The sequence below is a fragment of the Streptomyces sp. NPDC001848 genome, assembly GCF_042891915.1.
Lineage (GTDB): Bacteria > Actinomycetota > Actinomycetes > Streptomycetales > Streptomycetaceae > Streptomyces.
On record NZ_JBIATP010000007.1, the window covers coordinates 340,662 to 359,181 of the forward strand.

General features: G+C 71.3%; 17 protein-coding genes and 1 pseudogene. 2 read left to right on the forward strand and 16 right to left on the reverse strand.

Annotated elements, in window-relative coordinates:
* Positions 1–28 precede the first annotated feature (28 nt).
* The 9 genes from ACFYZJ_RS17005 to ACFYZJ_RS17045 all read right to left on the reverse strand — a co-directional run bounded on the left by ACFYZJ_RS17005 (position 29) and on the right by ACFYZJ_RS17045 (position 9,185).
* A complete protein-coding gene (locus ACFYZJ_RS17005; RefSeq protein WP_388568359.1) occupies positions 29–784 on the reverse strand; it encodes a response regulator in 756 nt (251 codons plus the stop codon).
* The gene (locus tag ACFYZJ_RS17010; protein ID WP_388568361.1) at positions 777–2,087 is read right to left on the reverse strand and encodes a sensor histidine kinase; all 1,311 of its coding nucleotides are present in this window, start codon (positions 2,085–2,087) and stop codon (positions 777–779) included. Before ACFYZJ_RS17010 ends, ACFYZJ_RS17005 begins: the two co-directional genes overlap by 8 nt.
* Positions 2,084–2,974: a DUF5936 domain-containing protein gene (locus ACFYZJ_RS17015; RefSeq protein ID WP_388568365.1), complete on the reverse strand. Its 891-nt coding sequence runs from the start codon at positions 2,972–2,974 to the stop codon at positions 2,084–2,086. Before ACFYZJ_RS17015 ends, ACFYZJ_RS17010 begins: the two co-directional genes overlap by 4 nt.
* 13 nt (positions 2,975–2,987) lie before the next feature.
* Positions 2,988–3,935: a type II secretion system F family protein gene (locus tag ACFYZJ_RS17020; protein ID WP_388568367.1), complete on the reverse strand. Its 948-nt coding sequence runs from the start codon at positions 3,933–3,935 to the stop codon at positions 2,988–2,990.
* 120 nt (positions 3,936–4,055) lie between these two features.
* Positions 4,056–5,396 (reverse strand): CpaF family protein, encoded by a 1,341-nt coding sequence (locus ACFYZJ_RS17025; protein WP_388568369.1) that lies wholly within the window; start codon positions 5,394–5,396, stop codon positions 4,056–4,058.
* Positions 5,397–5,404: 8 nt separating this feature from the next.
* Positions 5,405–5,821 (reverse strand): TadE/TadG family type IV pilus assembly protein, encoded by a 417-nt coding sequence (locus tag ACFYZJ_RS17030; protein ID WP_388568372.1) that lies wholly within the window; start codon positions 5,819–5,821, stop codon positions 5,405–5,407.
* Positions 5,818–7,434 (reverse strand): AAA family ATPase, encoded by a 1,617-nt coding sequence (locus ACFYZJ_RS17035; RefSeq protein ID WP_388568375.1) that lies wholly within the window; start codon positions 7,432–7,434, stop codon positions 5,818–5,820. The genes ACFYZJ_RS17030 and ACFYZJ_RS17035 overlap by 4 nt, the downstream gene beginning before the upstream one ends.
* 75 nt (positions 7,435–7,509) lie before the next feature.
* Positions 7,510–8,223 carry a Flp pilus assembly protein CpaB gene (cpaB, locus tag ACFYZJ_RS17040; RefSeq protein ID WP_388568378.1) on the reverse strand — a complete coding sequence of 238 codons (714 nt, stop codon included), beginning with the start codon at positions 8,221–8,223 and terminating at the stop codon, positions 7,510–7,512.
* Between the two features lie 98 nt (positions 8,224–8,321).
* On the reverse strand, positions 8,322–9,185 hold the full coding sequence (locus ACFYZJ_RS17045; protein ID WP_388568381.1) for a hypothetical protein: 864 nt from the start codon (positions 9,183–9,185) through the stop codon (positions 8,322–8,324).
* A 424-nt stretch (positions 9,186–9,609) separates the two neighbouring features.
* Here ACFYZJ_RS17045 and ACFYZJ_RS17050 point away from each other — a divergent pair, with 424 nt between their 5' ends.
* Positions 9,610–11,316 (forward strand): chitinase, encoded by a 1,707-nt coding sequence (locus ACFYZJ_RS17050; RefSeq protein WP_388568383.1) that lies wholly within the window; start codon positions 9,610–9,612, stop codon positions 11,314–11,316.
* Between the two features lie 79 nt (positions 11,317–11,395).
* On the opposite strand, the gene argG is transcribed toward ACFYZJ_RS17050, so the two are convergent.
* Together argG and ACFYZJ_RS17060 are read right to left on the reverse strand one after the other, a co-directional pair.
* The gene (gene argG, locus ACFYZJ_RS17055; protein WP_388568386.1) at positions 11,396–12,850 is read right to left on the reverse strand and encodes an argininosuccinate synthase; all 1,455 of its coding nucleotides are present in this window, start codon (positions 12,848–12,850) and stop codon (positions 11,396–11,398) included.
* Between the two features lie 308 nt (positions 12,851–13,158).
* The gene (locus ACFYZJ_RS17060) at positions 13,159–14,055 is read right to left on the reverse strand and encodes an EamA family transporter (RefSeq protein WP_388568389.1); all 897 of its coding nucleotides are present in this window, start codon (positions 14,053–14,055) and stop codon (positions 13,159–13,161) included.
* Positions 14,056–14,173: 118 nt separating this feature from the next.
* Between ACFYZJ_RS17060 and ACFYZJ_RS17065 the strand changes: the two genes are divergently transcribed.
* Positions 14,174–15,040, forward strand: a complete 867-nt coding sequence (locus tag ACFYZJ_RS17065; RefSeq protein WP_388568392.1) for a LysR family transcriptional regulator — start codon at positions 14,174–14,176, stop codon at positions 15,038–15,040.
* 47 nt (positions 15,041–15,087) lie between these two features.
* Here ACFYZJ_RS17065 and ACFYZJ_RS17070 read toward each other — a convergent pair.
* From ACFYZJ_RS17070 to ACFYZJ_RS17090, 5 genes and pseudogenes are all read right to left on the reverse strand, one after another.
* A pseudogene (locus ACFYZJ_RS17070) lies at positions 15,088–15,189 on the reverse strand (DUF6185 family protein); the annotation flags it as partial.
* Positions 15,190–15,301: 112 nt separating this feature from the next.
* The gene (locus ACFYZJ_RS17075) at positions 15,302–15,589 is read right to left on the reverse strand and encodes a hypothetical protein (RefSeq protein ID WP_388568395.1); all 288 of its coding nucleotides are present in this window, start codon (positions 15,587–15,589) and stop codon (positions 15,302–15,304) included.
* A gap of 149 nt (positions 15,590–15,738) precedes the next feature.
* The gene (locus ACFYZJ_RS17080; protein WP_388568396.1) at positions 15,739–16,320 is read right to left on the reverse strand and encodes a hypothetical protein; all 582 of its coding nucleotides are present in this window, start codon (positions 16,318–16,320) and stop codon (positions 15,739–15,741) included.
* Positions 16,321–16,429: 109 nt separating this feature from the next.
* On the reverse strand, positions 16,430–17,956 hold the full coding sequence (locus ACFYZJ_RS17085) for a GntP family permease (RefSeq protein WP_388568398.1): 1,527 nt from the start codon (positions 17,954–17,956) through the stop codon (positions 16,430–16,432).
* Between the two features lie 138 nt (positions 17,957–18,094).
* The gene (locus tag ACFYZJ_RS17090) at positions 18,095–18,505 is read right to left on the reverse strand and encodes a RidA family protein (RefSeq protein WP_388568400.1); all 411 of its coding nucleotides are present in this window, start codon (positions 18,503–18,505) and stop codon (positions 18,095–18,097) included.
* Positions 18,506–18,520: the final 15 nt, after the last annotated feature.

An 18,520-nucleotide genomic window follows, 5' to 3' on the forward strand; every position in this document is an offset into this window, starting at 1 on the left:
GGGACCCAACTTCCGCCCGGTGGCGCGCTCATCCGCTCCACCCCTCCCGAGCCGTCCCCAGCCAACGAGCAATCGCTTCGCTCCGCGACGAACTGTGCAGCTTCGTGAAGATGCGGTTGATGTGGTTCTTGACCGTCTTCTCGCTGATGAAGCAGGCGGCGGCGATCTGCCGGTTGTTCATACCGGCCGCTATGAGGTCCATGACCTCCACCTCCCTTGAACTCAGCCCGAAGGCCGGCCATCCCGCGGCACGGCGCCGGAGACCCCCCACCCGGGCGGGCGGAACCCCCGACGACTGTGTCATAACCGGTTGCAGGCGCGAAGAGACTTCCTTCTCTTCGTAGGAAACGCCGAGCGAGGACCGGACAGCGCACGGGGACACCGTCCGCCGGCCCTCCCTCAGGCCCCGCACGGCCGCGATCAGCTCCGCGACCGTGAACTCCCCGTGGACCAGGTAGCCCGACGCCCCGCGGCGCAGTGCCTCCGCCACCACCTCGGGTTCTGTGCTGTACGTCAGCATCATCACCGGGGCGCGGGCGGCCAGTCGCGGCAGTGCCGTCAGGCCGTCCGTGCCCGGCATGCGATGGTCCAAGAGGACGATGTCCGGGCCGTGTCGAGCCGCGAGGGCGACGGCCTGGGTGCCGTCCGCCGCCTCCGCCACCACCTCGATGTCGTGGTGTGTGGACAGCAGGGCGGTCAGGCCCGCCCGGACGACCGGGTTGTCGTCGGCCACGAGGACGCGCAGGGGCGGGCCGGGATGTGCCTGGTCAGGCAGGTCAGGCATGTGCGGCCTCCTCTTGGGGGGTGCGGGAAGCGGTCGTCGGGAGGGGGACGTGCAGGTGGATCTCCGCGCCGCCCAGCGGTGAGCGGGACAGGTGGAGGCGTCCGCCGAGGGAGGCGGCGCGTTCCGTCATGCCGAGCAGGCCGAAGTGGCCGGTTTTCGCCAGGTTCTCGGGCGTGGCGGACGGGGGCAGGCCGACGCCGTCGTCTCCCACCCGTAGGTCCAGCGTCGCGTTCCCGGGCGACGGCGCCGCGAGTTCGATCCGTACCCGGGTCGCGTGGGCGTGGCGGTGCGTGTTCTCCAGCGCCTCCGAGACGATCGCCAGGACGTGGTGCGCGGTCGTGCACGGCAGGGGCAGGGGAGCGTCCGGCTTGCTCAGGGCCACCGTCGTGCCGGTGCGGTGTGCGAAGTCTTCCATCAGCACCGTGAGTTCGGTCGCCAGGTCCGGGCGAGGCGTCGTGACGTCCGTACGACGGCGCAGGTCCGACAGCAGGTGGCGGGACTCCGCCGCCGCCCTGCGTGCGGCCCCGGCGACGAGCGTGGCCTGGCGCTTGAGCGTGTCCGGGTCGCCGCGGTCCGCCGAGGCGGCCAGAGCCTCCGCCGCCAGGGCCAGGCCGTGCAGAGTCTTCGCCACCGAGTCGTGCATCTCCCTGGCCAGGCGGGCGCGTTCGGAATCGACCGCCTCCGCCGCCGCCAGGCGGGCGTTTGCCTGGGACAGCGCCTCGCTCGCCGCGCCGAAACGGAACATCAGGTTGCGCAGGGTCACCCCGATGATGCCGGCGGCGACGCAGAAACCGGCGACGAGGAGAGTGCTGGTACCGGCGCCGGGATGGTGTTCCCAGGCGCGGAACACCGACAGGACCACCGCCAGTTGCAGGCCCGTGAGGACGCCCGCGCCGCGCCAGCCGTAGAGCAGCCCGGACAGCAAAGGCGTGCAGACCGTGGCGTACGCGAGGGGGGAGGCGGGGGATGCGGTCAGCAGCAGCGTGGCGACGAAGAGCAGGTCCAGCGCCATCAGAGTGGGGTGGGCGAGGAGGCATGGGCCCACTCGGTCCCAGTCACGGAGCACCGCGTACGAGGCCGTGACGCCGAGGACGGCTGCCGCGACGGCGGCGAGACGGGGACCGTCTCCCGGCGTGTTGGCCAGGGCGAACGGTGTGCCGATCACGATGAGGGCGAGGCGTACGGCCATGGTCTGGCGGCACAGCGCCTGGAGCGCGCCGAGCTGGAGGCGGACGCCGGCGGGAGCGGGGGCGTCGTCCTCCAGGTACCCGGGGGCGGGGTGGCCCGTGCGGCTCATCGTCATCGTCCCAGAATCGATCCGAAGTCCGTGCCCGAGCCCAGGAACATCCCCGTGGCGATGAGGATCATCGTCGCGGGGAGCATGAAGACCAGGGTGACCAGCGTGGCCTTGGGGATCGTCTTGGCGGCGCGGCGGCGGGCGTTCTGGGCGTCCGTGCGGCGCATGTCCGTGGCCAGCTGGATCAGGGTCTCGGCGATCGGGGAGCCCAGCTCCTCGCCCTGTTGCAGCGCCGACACGAACTGGGCGACCTGTTCGGAGGAGTTGCGCCGGCGGAGCTCGTCGAAGGCTTGGCGGCGGCTGACGCCCATGTCCATCTGGCGTAGGGTGATGCGCAGTTCGTCCGCCCAGGGGCCCTCGTACTTCTCGGCGACCCGATCGAGGGCCTGCCGGAAGCCGAGGCCCGCCGAGACGACGACCGCGAGGACGTCCAGGAAGTCCGGCAGGGTGCGGTCGATGACGTCCTTGCGCTCCCGGACGGCCTGCCAGATCAGGGCGTCGGCGGCGAACAGGCCGAAGGCGAACGTCAGGGCGGCGAAGAGCAGTTGGCCGTTCGTGAGGAACATCAGTCCCAGGACCAGGCCGAAGATGCCGTAGACCGCGCGGCGTGCGGCGTACCGGTTCAGGGTGAGGCCGCCGGGGTTGCCCGCCATGTCGATGCGGCGGCGTTTGGCGTCGACGCGGCGCGGGCCCATCAGGCGCAGCACGAGCGGGGCGAAGCGCATGCCGAGGCGGTCGACCGCCGAGCCCGCCTTGGAGACCCGGGTGGCGCCGACCTCCAGGGCGAGCGCGAGGTCGCTCGGCAGTTTCGCGTCCGCGCGGATCATCCGGATGCCGAGGAGGACGCCTGCGACAGAGACCGCCATCAACAGGGCGAGGAACAGCGGAAGCATCGAGTTCTCCCCCTCACACTTCGATCTTGCCGAGGCGGCGGATGACGAAGAAGCCGATGGTGTAGAGGCCGAGGGAGAGCAGGACCAGGACCTGACCGAGCGGGGAGCCGGTGACGCGGGCCAGGGCGCCCTCGTTCGAGGAGTTGACCAGGATCAGCGAACCCAGGCCGAGCATCGGGACCGTGAAGGCCGTCGCGTTGACCTCGGAGAGCATCGTGCGGACCTCGCGCCGGGTCTCCTTGCGGTCCTCCAGGGTCTGGGTGAGGTTGCGCAGCGAGCTGACCACCGAGCCGCCCGCCTTGTTGGCCAGGACGAGCGTGGTGACGAGGACGATCAGCTCGCGCGACGGGAGGCGTTCGGCGAGTTCGTCCAGGGCGTCGTCGACCGAGCGGCCCAGCGACAGCTGGTCGGCGACCCGGGCCAGTTCCTCACCCGCCGGGGCCTCCAGCTCCTCCGCCGCCATGGCGAGCGCGGTGCGCAGGGCGAGTCCGGCGGCCGTGGCGTTGGCCAGCAGGCGGGCCACGTCGGGGAGCTGGTTGATGAACGCCTCGATGCGTTTCTGCCGCTGCCAGTTGAGGAAGATGGCCGCGCTCCAGACGCCGACCAGCCCGGCGATCGGGCCGAAGAACGGGGCGAGGGTGGACGCCGCGATCAGCCACAACGCCACGACGACGGCGGTGACGTAGGTGAAGAACTCCCCCGCCGTCAGGTCGAGTCCCGTCGCGGAGAGACGCATCTGGAGGGCGCGGCCGAGGCGGGTGCGGCGCAGCCGCCGGTCCACGGCCCCGAAGCGCCGTACGCGGCCCGTCGCCGTGCGGATGGGGCCGCCCGCAGCGCCGGAGAGCCGGTCGACGAGCGCCCGGCGCTGGGCGCGGCCGGAGGCGTACGCGTGCACGCCCGCGACGGCGAGCGCGCCGGTGAGGACGGTGGCACCGAGGGCGAGGAGGGCGGGATCGTTCACGGCCGGCTCCTGGGGTGGGCGAGGTCGTTCACGGCCGGCTCCTGAGGTGGGCGGGGTCGTTCATGACCGGCTCCTGGGGTGGGCGGGATCGTTCACGGCCGGCTCCTGAGGTGGGCGGGGTCATCCGATGGCCTGCCGCGTGTTCAGTACGTCGAGGGCGTCCGCGACACCGAAGGCCGGCGGAAGCGGTTCGCCCGCGCCGTACAGCTTCTCGGTGACCGGCCGGGGCAGCGGGAGGTGCTCGAAGCGACCCCGCACGATCCGGTCGGGGCCGAGGGGCTCGGGCACGAAACGCGACACGGTGGCGACGCGGAACTGTTCCCGGCCGTGCGAGACGACCAGCGCGATCTCCACGACCTTGCGGGAGCCGTCGGCGTAGCGGGCGAGCTGCACGACCACGTCGACGGCGGAGTTGATCTGGTCCTTCAGCGCCTCGAAGGGGATGAGGACCTCCGACATCGAGCCGAGGGTCTGCAGCCGCATCAACGCGTCCTCCGCCGAGTTGGCGTGGACGGTGGCGAGGGAGCCGTCGTGGCCCGTCGACATCGCCTGGAGCATGTCCAGGGTCTCACCGCCGCGGACCTCACCGACGATGATTCGGTCGGGGCGCATGCGGAGGCTGTTGCGGACCAGGTCGCGGATGGTGATCCGGCCCTTGCCCTCGACGTTCGGCGGCCGGGACTCCAGGCGGATCACATGCTCCTGCTGGAGCTGGAGTTCGGCGGAGTCCTCGATGGTGATGATGCGCTCCTGGGCGGGGATGAGCCCGGAGAGCGCGTTGAGCAGGGTCGTCTTTCCCGAGCCCGTGCCGCCGCTGACGATCAGATTGAAGCGGGCACGGACGAACGCGGCGAGCAGCATCAGCATCTGCTCGTCGAGTGATCCGAGTCCGATGAGTTCCGGGAGCGTGTAGACGCGCGGGAAGCGGCGGATGGTGAGGGTCGGGCCGGTCAGGGCCAGCGGCGGGATGATGACGTTGACGCGCTCACCGGTGGGCAGGCGGGCGTCGACCATCGGGTTCGACTCGTCGACGCGGCGGTTGACGGTGGAGACGATGCGTTCGATCGTCTGCATCAGCTGCTCGGCGGAGGCGAAGCGGAGCGGAAGCTGTTCGACGCGACCCGCCCGCTCCACGAAGATCGAGTCGGGGCCGTTGACCATGATCTCGGTGATGGACGCGTCGGCGAGGAGCGGTTCGAGGACGCCGAGGCCCAGGGCCTCGTCGACGACCCGGCGGATCAGCTGGGAGCGCTCGGCGGAGGACAGGACCGGGCCCTCGCGGCTGATGATGTGCCCGAGGACGCGTTCGAGCCGGACCCGGCGTTCGGCGGTGGCGAGGCCCGACATCTCGGCGAGGTCGATCTCCTCCAGGAGCTTGGCGCGGTAGACCGCGACGAGGTGTCCGTCCTCGCGGGCGGGTCCCCCGTCGTCGGGGGCGGTGATACGGGAGCGGAGGCTCATGCCGGTCGTCAGCTCCTTCCCGGGGTGAAGGGGTCCGGGTCGTTGGGCATGGTGGCGTGGCGGGTGACGGGGATGTTGCCGAAGAGGGGGATCACCGCCGGGACCTGGACGGTGACGGTCGCGGTGGTGGTGTCGCCGCCGCCCTTGGGCGCGTCGACCTCGGGGCTGAGCCACCCGCTGACGGACGCCATGCCCGCGGCCGCACCGTCTCCGTTCTGCGAGGCCGCCCGGGCGGCGGCACGCGCGCCCGAGCCGGCCTGGTTGATGCCGTAGCCGATGAGGCCGAGTTGGATGGCCGCCATGCCGATGACGAGCAGGATGGGCAGGAAGCCGGCGAACTCCAGTGCGGAGACCCCGCGGTCGTCCCAGCGGCGGTTTCGCTTCGTCCGCGTGCGATGGCGGTTGCGGCGGAAGAGGCCTTTCACCGGGCGTCCCCCTCCAGCGCCGCTCCCGCGCTGCCCTCCACATGCCAGCCCGGGTTGAGGCCCGGGAAGAACAGCGGCACGTCGGCCTTGACGGTCGCCTTCATCACCGGTCCCTCCGCGCTGCAGCTGATCTCCGCGCCACTCCACGCGTCCGGGAGGTGCTCGGCGCCCGCCGCCGCGCAGGGCCCCGTGTAGTCGGTCCCCCCGGACGCCGCGAACGCCGCCGTACCGGCCCGGGCCGCCTCGTCCGCCGCGTTGCCCGCCAGCGAGTACGTGTAGCCGTACAGCACGCACTCCCACAGCAGCGCCATCACGACCAGCACCAGCGGGAACATCCCGGCGAACTCCAGGGTCACCGAGCCCCGGTCGCCGCCCTTGCGCCACAGGCTCAGCGCGCCCCGGTCGGACGTCGCCTTCCGCCGCCGCCCGCCGCCCTCCTGCGCCCTCACCAGCTCCAACTCCCCCGCCAGCGCCCACAGCGCCTGCTTCACGCCGGAGCGGGCGTCGAGGTCGTGGAGGCGTCCGGCGTCCACGACCGACTGGAGTTCCTTGAAGGCGGCCGGGACGGTGGCTCGGGCCACCTTGGTGCCGGTGACGCGTTCGACGAGGGCGGGCTGGATCTCCGTACCGCGCGAGTGACGGTTGACGACGGTCAGCGTCTCCTCGGCCTTGCGGATCTGGAGCCGGTCCCACAGGCGGACCATCCGCTTGGCGGCGCGCACCGCCACCACGTCCGGGGTGACCAGCAGCAGCGCCTGGTCGGCGATCTCGACCGCGGCGGCGGTGGCGGCGGTCATCTGCGAGCCGCAGTCGACGACCACCACGTCGTGGCGGGAGCGCAGCGCGCCGAGGACCTGGCGGGCCACCCGGTCGGTGACCTCCTCCCCGCGTTCGCCCTCGGCGGGCGCGAGGAGCAGTCCGATGCCGGTTTCGTGGGTGTAGAGGGCGTCCTGGAGGACGCGCGGGTTGATGTCCGCGATCCCGGCGAGGTCGGCGACCGAGCGCCGGAACTGCACGTCGAGGTAGGAGGCGACGTCCCCGGACTGGAGGTCGAGGTCGACCAGCGCGACCGTGCGGCCCGACGCCCGGGCCGCGAGCGCGAGGTGCACGGCGGCGACCGTGGCGCCGACGCCGCCCTTCGCACCGGTCACCGTGACCACGGTCCCGCCGGGGCCGGCGTACGGCTCGGGGGCGCCGCTGCTCAGGTGGCGCCGCATGCCGGCGGACCAGGTGGCGGCGGCCTGGACGCGTTCGGCGAGGGCGTCGTAGCCGAGGGGCAGGGTGACGATGCCGCGGGCGCCGGAGTCCATCGCGGCGGTGAGCACGCCGGTGCTGGTGTCGGCGGTGAGGAGGACGACCCCGACCGCCGGGAACCGCATCACCACGTCGCGGACCAGGTCGAGCGCGGGCACCGGACCGATCCGCTCGTGCACGACGACGACCTCGGGCAGCTCGTCGAGGGATTCTCCGGCCAGGCGCGCCAGGGTGTCGAGCAGCGCCGTGGAGTCGTGCACGGGCGGGGCCGGCTCGGTATCGGGGAGCTGACCGAGCAGGGTGGTGAGCGAGCGGGCGGCGTCGAGGTCGCCGACGGCGGGCAGGACGCGGACGGTCATCGACGACACCCCGCACCGTCGGACGGCGTGACGACAGGCCCGCTGGGGACCGGTACGGACCTCATGCGCGGCCTCCTACTTGTCCTCGTCGAGGGTGTACGTGCGGTCGCCCGGCGCCACCGCGGTCTGGGAGCCGCCCGCGACCAGGGCGAGCCGGACGTGTGTGGCGAACGACTCGGCGTACGCGACCCGCTGGGCGTCGGCCGTGTCGAGCGCGAAGGTGATGGGGACGGCCTCGGTGGCCGTCTGCCGCCGCTCGTCGCTGGACTGGCCGGGGTCGAGGGCGGTGAGCTTGCCGACGTTGAGGACGCGGGCGTTGGTCACGATGACCTTGGACTCGTCCTTGGTCTTGTCGCTCCGGCCCTTGAAGGTGGCGTAGATGTTGACGCGGGAGCCGGGGTCGATCTGGCCCGCGACCCCGGTGGAGGCGTCGATCATGATGGCGATCTCCTGCTGCCCCGGCTGGAGTTCGGGCCGGTCCACGATCATGTCGCTCTGGAGCAGGGAGCCCTGCTCCAGCCGGGTCACGGCGATCTTGCCGCGGATCCGGGCCAGATCGGTGACGGCGGTGACGGGCAGCCACCGCTTCGGCATGGAGATCTTCTGGAACTGGTCGGGCGTGAGTTCCTTGTAGGGCTCGATGTCGTGCTTGAGGCGGTACGCCGTGATCTCGGGGCCGACCTTGGAGTTCACGTCGCGGATCACCGACAGGACCCCGGCGAAGGCGCCGACGGCGGCGAGGGCCGAGAGGACCAGCAGGATGACGCCGCGGCGCTGGCGTGAGTTCATGACGCGGACAACCTCGATCGGAGCGGGAAGGACGGCGGGTCGAACGGTCGAGCGGTCGAACGTTGTGCGGAACGTGCTGCGAAGCAGTGCGTGCGGGTCTATGTACCGCCGCGTGGCAGGGCGGCGCGGCCGGCGCCGGCCGGTTGCTGTTCGGGGGGCGGTGGGAGAGGTGCGGCACAGAACCCACAGCGGTCGCCGATGAGCTCCAGTCCGCACCAGTGGCAGATCTCGCGCCGTACGGACGACACGAGTTGGTAGAGCACGGACACGTCGTACAGGCCGGCCGCGAACTCGACGAGCCGGTTCGTCCCCCACCAGCGGGCGGAGCCCTGGGGCAGGGGCACGGTCCCGACGCTCTGGACTCGCCAGGCGGGGGCGAGGGAGGCGGTGACCCAGTCGGAGGGGGGCTGTCCGGCGGCGACGAGCATCCGGGTGCCGAACTCGGGGCCGGGTAACTCCTCCTGGCCGACCCGTACGAGCTGGGGGCGGGGGCTCGCGAGTACGGCGAACTGGGCCCCCGGCACCCAGGACTTGGCGTGGGAGGCGAGGGAGACGGGGACGCGGTCGAGCTTGGCGACCGAGCCGAGGAGGGCGCCGGCGTGGATGTAGTGGGCCAGCAGGCGCGCGGACGAGGCCAGGACGCCGGGGCTGAAGTCGCAGACCGACAACTGGCGTAACTGCTGGGCGAGCAGGGCGAGTCCGAGCGGGGGCAGGTCGATGCCGAGCAGCGCGACACGGTCGCTCTCCAACACGGAGCGGACGGTCCGCAGCCGCTGCACGGCCGGGTCGTCGCCGGAGGCGGGGTGCACGGCGATGACGTACCCGTGCTGCTCGATCAGCGCGTGCATAGCGGTCAGGGACGCCTCCAGCGTGGGCTGGGGCTGGACGGCGGCGGGCGGCGTCTGCCGGTCGAGCGGTGGGAGCACCAGGTCGGGACTGGTGACGGCTATCGCGGTCGGCACGGCTGCTCACCACCCCGTTCACTGTGGCGGGGTGGTCAACCACCGCCTCAGATCGCCCCTGTGACGTCCTGCTGCATCGTCCTGCAACAGCACCATATCCACGGCATGCCCGGCTCAACACAGAATCGGGAAGATCATCTCACCGAAGGTGGGGACGTGATCCACACAGAGTAGGGGCATATGCCGCAACTCCGGGCGCCCGCAGGGTCGCTGAAGGCGCCCGCAGGGCCGTTGAAGCGCGCCCGCAGGGTCGTTGAAGGAGTACGGACGCGCGAACCCTTGACACCGGGATTGGTCTGGACCAAATTCATGGGGCATCAGGCGGTGGCCACCGTTCCGCAACCCCCTCCTGCCCTTTTGGGCTTTCCCCCTTCCCCCTTTCCCTCCCCCTCCCCCCTCTCCTCTCCCCACACCGGAGGCCGAAGTGGACCGCGTCCCAGCCCTGCCCCGCCGCAGACGGACCCTCGCCGGGGCCGCCGTCGCCGCGCTCGCCCTCTCCCTCCTGGGCGCCGGCCACGCGGCCGCGGCGGACGTCAACAACGCGAAGAACGCCGGTTTCGAGTCGGGCCTCGCCAACTGGACCTGCTCGGCGGGCAGCGGCACCACGGTGTCGTCCCCGGTGCACGGCGGGACGTCCGCGCTGAAGGCGACGCCCGCGGGCCAGGACTACGCGCAGTGCGCCCAGACGGTCGCGGTGACGCCGAACTCGACGTACACGCTGAGCGCCTGGGTGCAGGGCGGATACACCTACCTGGGCGCGACGGGTACGGGCACGACGGACGTGTCGACGTGGACGCCGGACTCGACGAGCTGGAAGCAACTGTCCACGACGTTCACGACGGGGGCCTCGACGACGTCGGTGACGGTGTACCTGCACGGCTGGTACGGACAGGCGGCGTACTACGCGGACGACGTGTCGGTGTACGGCCCGGACGGCGGCGGGGGCGGCGACCCCGCCCCCACGGTCCCGTCGGCACCCACGGGCCTGGCGGTCTCCGGCACGACGGCCTCTTCCGTGTCCCTCTCCTGGAACGCGGTGACGGGCGCGACTGGCTACAACGTGTACCGCAGCGGCACGAAGGTGACGTCGGCGACCGGTACGTCCGCCACGGTGACGGGACTGGCCCCCGCGACGTCGTACTCCTTCCAGGTGACGGCGACGAACGCGGCGGGTGAGTCGGCCAAGTCGGCGGCGGTGACGGCCACGACGGCGTCGTCCGGCAGCGGTGGCGGAGGCGGTACCGGGCTCCCGAAGCACGCGGTGACGGGCTACTGGCAGAACTTCAACAACGGTGCGACGGTGCAGCGCATCTCGGACGTGCCGTCGCAGTACGACATCATCGCGGTGGCGTTCGCGGACGCGACGAGCACGCCGGGCGCGGTGAGCTTCACCCTCGACTCGGCCGGTCTGGGCGGCTACACCGTGGACCAGTTCAAGGCGGACATCGCCGCGAAGAAGGCCGCAGGAAAGAAGGTGGTCGTCTCGGTGGGGGGCCAGAACGGCACGGTGTCGGTGAACGACGCGACGTCGGCGGCGAACTTCGCGAACTCCGTGGACGCGCTGATGCAGACGTACGGCTTCGACGGCGTGGACATCGACCTGGAGAACGGCCTGAACGCGACCTACATGTCGCAGGCGCTGCGACAGCTGTCGTCGAAGGCGGGTTCGTCCCTGGTCATCACGATGGCCCCGCAGACGATCGACATGCAGTCGACGTCGAACGCGTACTTCCAGACGGCGCTGAACGTGAAGGACATCCTCACGGTCGTCAACACCCAGTACTACAACAGCGGTTCCATGCTGGGCTGCGACGGCAAGGTCTACTCACAGGGCTCGGTGGACTTCCTGACGGCTCTGGCCTGCATCCAGCTGGAAGGTGGCCTGTCCCCGTCCCAGGTGGGCCTGGGGGTCCCCGCCTCGACGAGCGCGGCGGGCAGCGGCTATGTGTCGCCGTCCGTGGTGAACAACGCCCTGGACTGCCTGGCGGAGGGGGCGAACTGCGGCACGTTCAAGCCGTCGAGGACGTACCCGGACCTGCGGGGCGCGATGACGTGGTCGACGAACTGGGACGCGGCGTCCGGGAACGCGTGGTCGAACTCGGTGGGCCCGCACGTGCACGCGCTGCCGTAGGCGGGGGCTGACCGCGCTGGACGGCCCGCCCCTCCGGTGGCGGTGGCGGGCCGTCGGTGTCCCGGGGCTCGGCCGGATCTCAGTCGGTGCCCGACTCGATCGCGGCGTGGTCGAGCAGCTCGGCCTCGTCGGCGGTGCCCTCGCCGCGGGAGGCGATCGTCTCCGCGCCACCCTCGGGCATCGCGCCGATCAGCCCGGTCGAGGCCGCCTGCGCGGCGCCGATCAGCGCCGGGTCCGGGCTGCCGCCGACCATGCCGAGCCGGGCGTACTGCTCCAGCTTGGCGCGGGAGTCGGCGATGTCCAGGTTGCGCATCGTGAGCTGGCCGATGCGGTCGACCGGGCCGAAGGCGGAGTCCTCGGTGCGCTCCATGGAGAGCTTGTCCGGGTGGTAGCTGAACGCCGGTCCGGTCGTGTCGAGGATGGAGTAGTCCTCGCCGCGCCGCAGCCGCAGCGTCACCTCTCCGGTGACCGCCGTCCCCACCCAGCGCTGCAGCGCCTCGCGCAGCATCAGCGCCTGCGGGTCCAGCCAGCGGCCCTCGTACAGCAGCCTGCCGAGGCGGCGGCCCTCGGTGTGGTAGCTGGCGAGCGTGTCCTCGTTGTGGATCGCGTTGACCAGACGCTCGTACGCCGCGTGCAGCAGCGCCATGCCCGGGGCCTCGTAGATGCCCCGGCTCTTGGCCTCGATGACACGGTTCTCGATCTGGTCGCACATGCCGAGGCCGTGCCGGCCGCCGATCGCGTTGGCCTCCAGGACCAGGTCCACCGGGGAGGCGAACTCCTTGCCGTTGATGGTGACCGGCCGGCCCCGCTCGAAGCCGATGGTGACGTCCTCGGGCGTCACCTCGACCTCGGGGTCCCAGAACCGCACGCCCATGATCGGCTGCACGATCTCGATGCCCGTGTCGAGGTGCTCCAGGGACTTGGCCTCGTGCGTCGCACCCCAGATGTTGGCGTCGGTCGAGTACGCCTTCTCGGAGCTGTGCCGATAGGGCAGGCCGCGCTCCAGGAGCCACTCGGACATCTCCTTGCGGCCGCCGAGCTCGCTGACGAAGTCGGCGTCGAGCCACGGCTTGTAGATGCGCAGGGAGGGGTTGGCGAGCAGGCCGTAGCGGTAGAACCGCTCGATGTCGTTGCCCTTGAAGGTGGAGCCGTCGCCCCAGATCTGCACGTCGTCCTCGAGCATCGCGCGCACCAGCAGGGTGCCCGTGACGGCCCGGCCGAGCGGCGTGGTGTTGAAGTAGACGCGGCCACCGGAGCGGATGTGGAAGGCGCCGCACGCCAGTGCCGCGAGCCCCTCCTCCACGAGCGCGGCCCGGCAGTCCACGATCCGGGCGACCTCGGCACCGTAGGCCGTGGCACGCCCGGGCACGGAGGCGATGTCGGGCTCGTCGTACTGGCCGAGGTCGGCGGTGTAGGCGCAGGGCACGGCGCCCTTCTCGCGCATCCACGCGACCGCGACAGAGGTGTCGAGACCGCCTGAGAAGGCGATCCCGACTCGTTCACCGACAGGCAGGGAAGTCAGCACCTTGGACACGAGGATAAGTGTATGCACACTCTCGCATGATTATGCAAGCTTGAGGTCCCGGCGGCTCTCGAACGGTGTCGCGGGACACGGTCGGACGCGGGACCGGTCGGACGCGGACACGGTCGCGTCGCGGACACGGTCGCGTCGCGGACACGGTCGCGTCGCGGACACGGTCGCGTCGCGGACACCGTCGGAGGTCGGTCGCGGACACCGTCGGACGCGGGACCGGTCGGACGCGGGACCGGTCGGACGCGGGACCGGTCGCGCCGCGGACACCGTCGGAGGTCGGTCGCGGACACCGTCGGACGCGGACACCGTCAGCGGACGGGTCGCGTCCGGGAGGGGGTGATCTGCCCGGCGAGCAGCGCGGCCAGGGCGAGGACGAACCCGATCAGCTGAACGCCGCTGAAGCTCTCACGGAGCAGGAATACGCCGAGGGCGGCGGCGACGAGCGGGGACAGCAGCCCGAGCAGGGCGGTCGCGGTGACGGGCAGGGCGCCTATGCCGCGGAACCACAGGGTGTAGGCGAGCAGACCGCCGACCAGCCCCAGCCACAGGTATCCCCCCATCGCCGGACCGTCGATCCGGTCCGGCACGCCCTCGGTGAGCAGCGCCGCGGGGAGCAGGACGATCCCGCCCGCCGTGAGCTGCCAGCCCGCGAACGTCATGGCCCCCACGCCCGCGGGGCGTCCCCACCGTTTGGTGAGGGTGACACCGAGCGCCATGGCCGCCGCGCCGGCCAGTCCGGCGGCGATGCCCAGCGGGTCGAGCGCGGCCTTCGGCCCGATGACGACGAGTCCGACCCCGACCACGCCCGTGACACCCCAGGCCAGACGCCAGACGGAGGGCCGCTCCCGCAGGACGAGCACGGCGAGGAGTGCGACGACGATCGGCTGGGCCGCGCCGAGGGTGGCCGCGACGCCACCCGGGAGCCGCTCGGCGGCGAAGAACAACAGCGGGAAGAACACGCCGATGTTGAGCGCACCGAGCACCCCTACTCGCACCCACCACGCGCCGCGTGGCAGGGTGCGGGTCAGGACCAGGACGAGCAGCCCGGCGGGCAGTGCCCGCATGAGCCCGGCGAACAGCGGATGCCCCTCGGGCAGCAGCTTCGCCGTGACGATGTACGTCGTGCCCCACACCGCGGGCGCGATTGCCGTGGCGAGCGTCGAGGCCGCACGGCCACCTCGGACGGGAGGTGCGGCCCCACCCACGCTTGTCGTTGTCGTTGTCGCTGTCGTTGTCGTAGTCACCCCATCACTGTCGCCCTCCGCTCATCGATGAATCCAACACATGCTTGTCATGGCATCCATCTGTGGAGAAGATCGATGCGTGGATCTGCAGCAGATGCGGTACGTCCTCGCCGTGGCCGAGACCGGCAGCTTCACGCGTGCCGCCGAACGATGCTTCGTCGTCCAGTCGGCGCTCAGCCACCGGATCGCGGGCCTGGAGCGCGAGCTGGGCCTCAGGTTGTTCGCCCGCACCAGCCGCCGGGTGCAGCTCACCGCGGCAGGGGAGGCCTTTCTGCCCGCCGCCCGGCAGTGCCTGGAAGCGGCCGAGCGGGCGAGGGTGGACGCCGCGGCAGCGGTGGGAGAGGTACGTGGCCGGCTGGCCGTCGGCGTGATCCCGACCGTCGCCGCGGTCGATGTCCCGGCCGCGCTGCACCGGTTCCGCGACGAGCATCCGCGGGTACGGATCGCGCTGCGCGTCGGCTCCAGCGACGAACTCACGGCAGCGGTGCGCGAGGGCAGTCTCGACATCGCCTTCCTGGGGTTGCCCGAGACCGACCGCCCGCGTGGCGTACGGGCGCGAGAGCTGGCCCGCGACCGTCTCGTGGCCGTCGTCGGCACCACGCACCCGCTCGCCGCCGCCGACGAGGTCGACCTGGCGCGGTTGGCCGAGGAGACCTTCGTCGACTTTCCCGCCGGCACCCCGGGACGCGCCCAGAGCGACCAGGCCTTCGCCGCCGCCGGCCTCGGGCGTGAGGTCGCCTTCGAGGTCACCGCGGCGGACCTCATGACGCGCATCGTCCGACAGGGCCTCGCGGTCGCTCTCCTGCCCATGGCATTCACCCGCGATCTGCCGGACCTGGTCACCGTTCCGGTCACCGACGGGCCGGTGCGGGTCGAGCACCTGGTATGGAGCGACTTCAATCCCGGTCCTGCGACGCTGGCGTTCCTCGACGGCCTCGATCTGTGAAGCGGGACCGTCAACCGCGGGCCAGTTGCCAGCCGCAAGGTCGCCATCGCGGCCCCGAGTTGGGCGAGAATCCAGGCGATCTGTCCGGAAAGACCACCCAGTTGGTAGATGGACGGCACCAGGGCGAAACGACTGGGCCAGAACTGCCGCTCCTCCCTGAATTGTCGCCGTGTCCATCCAGATGCCGGTGAGCGTCAGCATCGCGAGCATCAGCACCACATGGACGAACAGGCGGCTTATGGGGAGTCAGCCCATGGGGAGTCAGCCCATGGGGCGGTAGTGCCCGAGTACCGCCGCCAGTTCGGCGAACCACTCCTGCAGCTTCTCGCGGCGCTTCGCGTCGACCACGCACTCGAACACGCGGCCGTCGACGTGCACGACCGCCACCATCAGCACCTTCTCGTCGGGGCCGGAACGGTAGTGGACGCTGCGGACCACCGGCCAGGGGAAGTCCGCCGTCAGACCACGCATCTCGAAGGCGACCCCCGAGGCGTCGACCACCACCGAGTTGTGACGGTCGGCGGCCAGGAAGTCCGGTCCAGGTGGCACCTGGGGTGCCGAGGGAGGGTACGGCGGATACGGGGTGTGGACCGGTGGCGGCGGACCGAAGCCCGGCGGTCCGTTCGGTGGCGGCGGGGGGCCGTATCCAGGAGGGACGTGTCCGGGAGGGCCGTATCCGGGAGGGCCGTATCCCACGGTCAGTCGTCGTCCTTCTCGGGGGCGGCGGATTCCTCCTCGCCGTCCTCGAAGTAGGCGTCCAGCACCTCGTCCAGCCGGGCCTCCCACTCCTTGAACCGGGCGCGGGAATCGGCCTCGATCTCGATGGGGTACCAGCGGCGTTCCGTCGTGTGCACGGTCACCGTGAACCGCTTCCCGAAGCGCGCGGTCTCCGTCTCCACGGCGCCGATCTCGTCCCAGCCGAACTCGCACTCCTGGTCGTCCAGGCGGAGCCGTACACCGCTGTGGTCGGCGACGATCCGCGCGCGGCGGTCCGCGGCCTCGAAGACCGGGCCGTCGGGGGCCTCTTGCGCCTCCGCGGGGGACTCCTCGGCGGCGGGCTCCTGCTCCGGTTCCTCCGGTTCCTGCGGTCCCCCGGCAGCGGCCTCCTCGTCCGGAACCGCGTCGTCCGGCTCTACGGAGTCGTCCGGCTGTACGGAGTCGTCCGGCTCCACGGAGTCCTTCTGCTCCACGGACACGGGTGAGGTGAGCCCGGGGATGAAGGCCGGGTCGACCCCGGCGCCGTCCAGGGGCTGGCTGCTCGAACCAATGCGCTGCTCCACAGCGGGCAGTATGGTCGAAGATCCTGTGCCGGACACAGCCAGCCCCTGCATCGTTATACGAATCCAGTCCGATGTCTTAACGTCCTGGCCTCGGGTCGTCACCGGACGGCTACACGAAGACGCTCACCACGGCCGCCACCGCGAACCCGGCCACCGACAGCACGCTCTCCAGCACGGTCCACGTCCGCAGCGTGTCCCGTTCGCTGATCCCGAAGTACTTGGCGACCATCCAGAAGCCCCCGTCGTTGACGTGTGAGGCGAAGATCGAGCCGGCCGAGATGGCCATGATGACCAGAGCCGTGAACGCCTGGGAGTGGTGACCCTCCGTGAGGAGCGGGGCGACGATGCCCGCCGTCGTGACGATCGCGACCGTCGCCGAACCCTGGGCGACGCGCAGGACCAGGGAGATCAGGTACGCCAGTACGATCACCGGCAGCCCCACGTCGTGGAACGTGTCGGAGAGCGCCTGTGCGACCCCGCTGCCCTTGAGGACCGCGCCGAAGACCCCGCCCGCGCCGACCACCAGCAGGATGTTGCCGACCGGCTTGAGCGAGGCGGTCGAGACCGTCTCCAGGGACTTGCGGGACCAGCCGCGGCGGATGCCCAGCAGGTAGTACGCCAGCAGCAGCGCGATCGTCAGTGCCACGAAGGGATGGCCGAAGAACTCGATGACCGAGCGGCCCGTCGAGGGGGCGAAGGCGATCGAGGAGAAGGTGGCCAGGAGGATCAGGACCAGGGGCGTGCCGATGATCGTGAAGACGGTGGAGAGCGACACCGGCTTCTCCGGCGGCGTCACGCCGTCCCCCAAGCTCTCGACTTCGCTCGAGTAGGGGGTACCCCCATCCCGCTGCTCCTCCACGAGCGCCGCCTTCGCCTCCTCCGCCGCCTCGACCATGTCCTGCGGTACCGGGACGAAGATCCGCTTGCCGATCCACGCGGACCACGCCCACGCGGCCAACACGGCGGGGACGCCGCAGACGATGCCCATCAGGATGACCATGCCGAGGTCGACCTTGAGCAGACCGGCGGCGGCGACCGGGCCCGGGTGCGGCGGCAGGAACGCGTGGGTCATGGACAGACCCGCGAGCAGCGGCAGGCAGTAGAGCAGGATCGACTTGCCGCCCCGCTTCGCCGCCGCGTACACGATCGGCGCGAGGACGAAGATGCCGACGTCGAAGAAGACCGGGATACCGAAAATCAGGCCGGTCAGGCCCATGGCCAGCGGGGCACGCCGCTCGCCGAACAAGCCCAGCAGCCTGGACGCCAGCACCTCGGCACCGCCGGAGACCTCGAGGACCGCGCCGAGCATCGTGCCGAGGCCGATGATGATGGCGACGTGGCCGAGGGTGCCGCCCATGCCGGACTCGATGAGGGAGACGGCGTCCGAGCGCTGGACCGTGCCGAAGAGTTCGGTGACCGACAGACCCGCGCCGAGGCCGACGGCTACGGAGACCGCGAGCAGCGCCACGAAGGGCTGGAGTCTTACCTTGATGATCAGGGTGAGCAGCAGTGCGATGCCGAGCGCGGCAACGGTGAGCAGGCCGGCGGTGCCGTGGACGAGGGCGAGCAGTCCGCCGGTGTGGGGTGGGGGCGGTGGGGTGGGAGACGCCGCGAGCGGCGGCAAGGGCATGGGCATGACAGGGGGTCCTCTTGCTTCTCGTAATTCCATGGGGTTTCGGGGCAGGGGGGATCACGGCACGGCGCCCCAGGGGTGTCGGGCGCCGCGACGGCGTACGGAGTGCGGGAGTGCGGGAGGAGGCGCGGGGGGCGTGCGTCAGCCGAGGACGGCCAGCGCGTCGATCTCGATCAGCAGGCCGGCCGGAAGACCCACGTAGACGGTGGTTCGGGCGGCGGGCGGCTGGGTGAGGCCCTGCTCCTCGAAATATGCGTTGTAGATCTCGTTCATCTCCGCGAAGTGGTCCACGTCCGTCAGGTAGACGCGGATCATCATCACGTCGTCCCAGCTCGCGCCGCCCTCCTGAAGGATCGCCTTGACGTTGGCGAGGGTCTGGAGGGTCTGCTCGCGCAGGGTGGGACCCGCAGGCGTGGGCGGCTTGCCCTCCTCGGCGGGCAGGAAGCCGACCTGGCCGGCGACCTGGAGGATGTTCCCCTTCTTCACGCCGTGCGAGAACTTCGCGGGCGGGGTGGTGTGGGTCTTCGGGGTGAGAGCGATCTTGTCCGTCATTCGGCGTCCTTACTC

Coding starts and splice junctions, on each gene's coding strand:
- ACFYZJ_RS17005 (WP_388568359.1), bottom strand. CDS start 784: ATGCCTGACCTGCCTGACCAGGCACATCCCGGCCCGCCCCTGCGCGTC.
- ACFYZJ_RS17010 (WP_388568361.1), bottom strand. CDS start 2,087: ATGACGATGAGCCGCACGGGCCACCCCGCCCCCGGGTACCTGGAGGAC.
- ACFYZJ_RS17015 (WP_388568365.1), bottom strand. CDS start 2,974: ATGCTTCCGCTGTTCCTCGCCCTGTTGATGGCGGTCTCTGTCGCAGGC.
- ACFYZJ_RS17025 (WP_388568369.1), bottom strand. CDS start 5,396: ATGAGCCTCCGCTCCCGTATCACCGCCCCCGACGACGGGGGACCCGCC.
- ACFYZJ_RS17035 (WP_388568375.1), bottom strand. CDS start 7,434: ATGACCGTCCGCGTCCTGCCCGCCGTCGGCGACCTCGACGCCGCCCGC.
- cpaB (WP_388568378.1), bottom strand. CDS start 8,223: ATGAACTCACGCCAGCGCCGCGGCGTCATCCTGCTGGTCCTCTCGGCC.
- ACFYZJ_RS17085 (WP_388568398.1), bottom strand. CDS start 17,956: ATGCCCATGCCCTTGCCGCCGCTCGCGGCGTCTCCCACCCCACCGCCC.
- ACFYZJ_RS17090 (WP_388568400.1), bottom strand. CDS start 18,505: ATGACGGACAAGATCGCTCTCACCCCGAAGACCCACACCACCCCGCCC.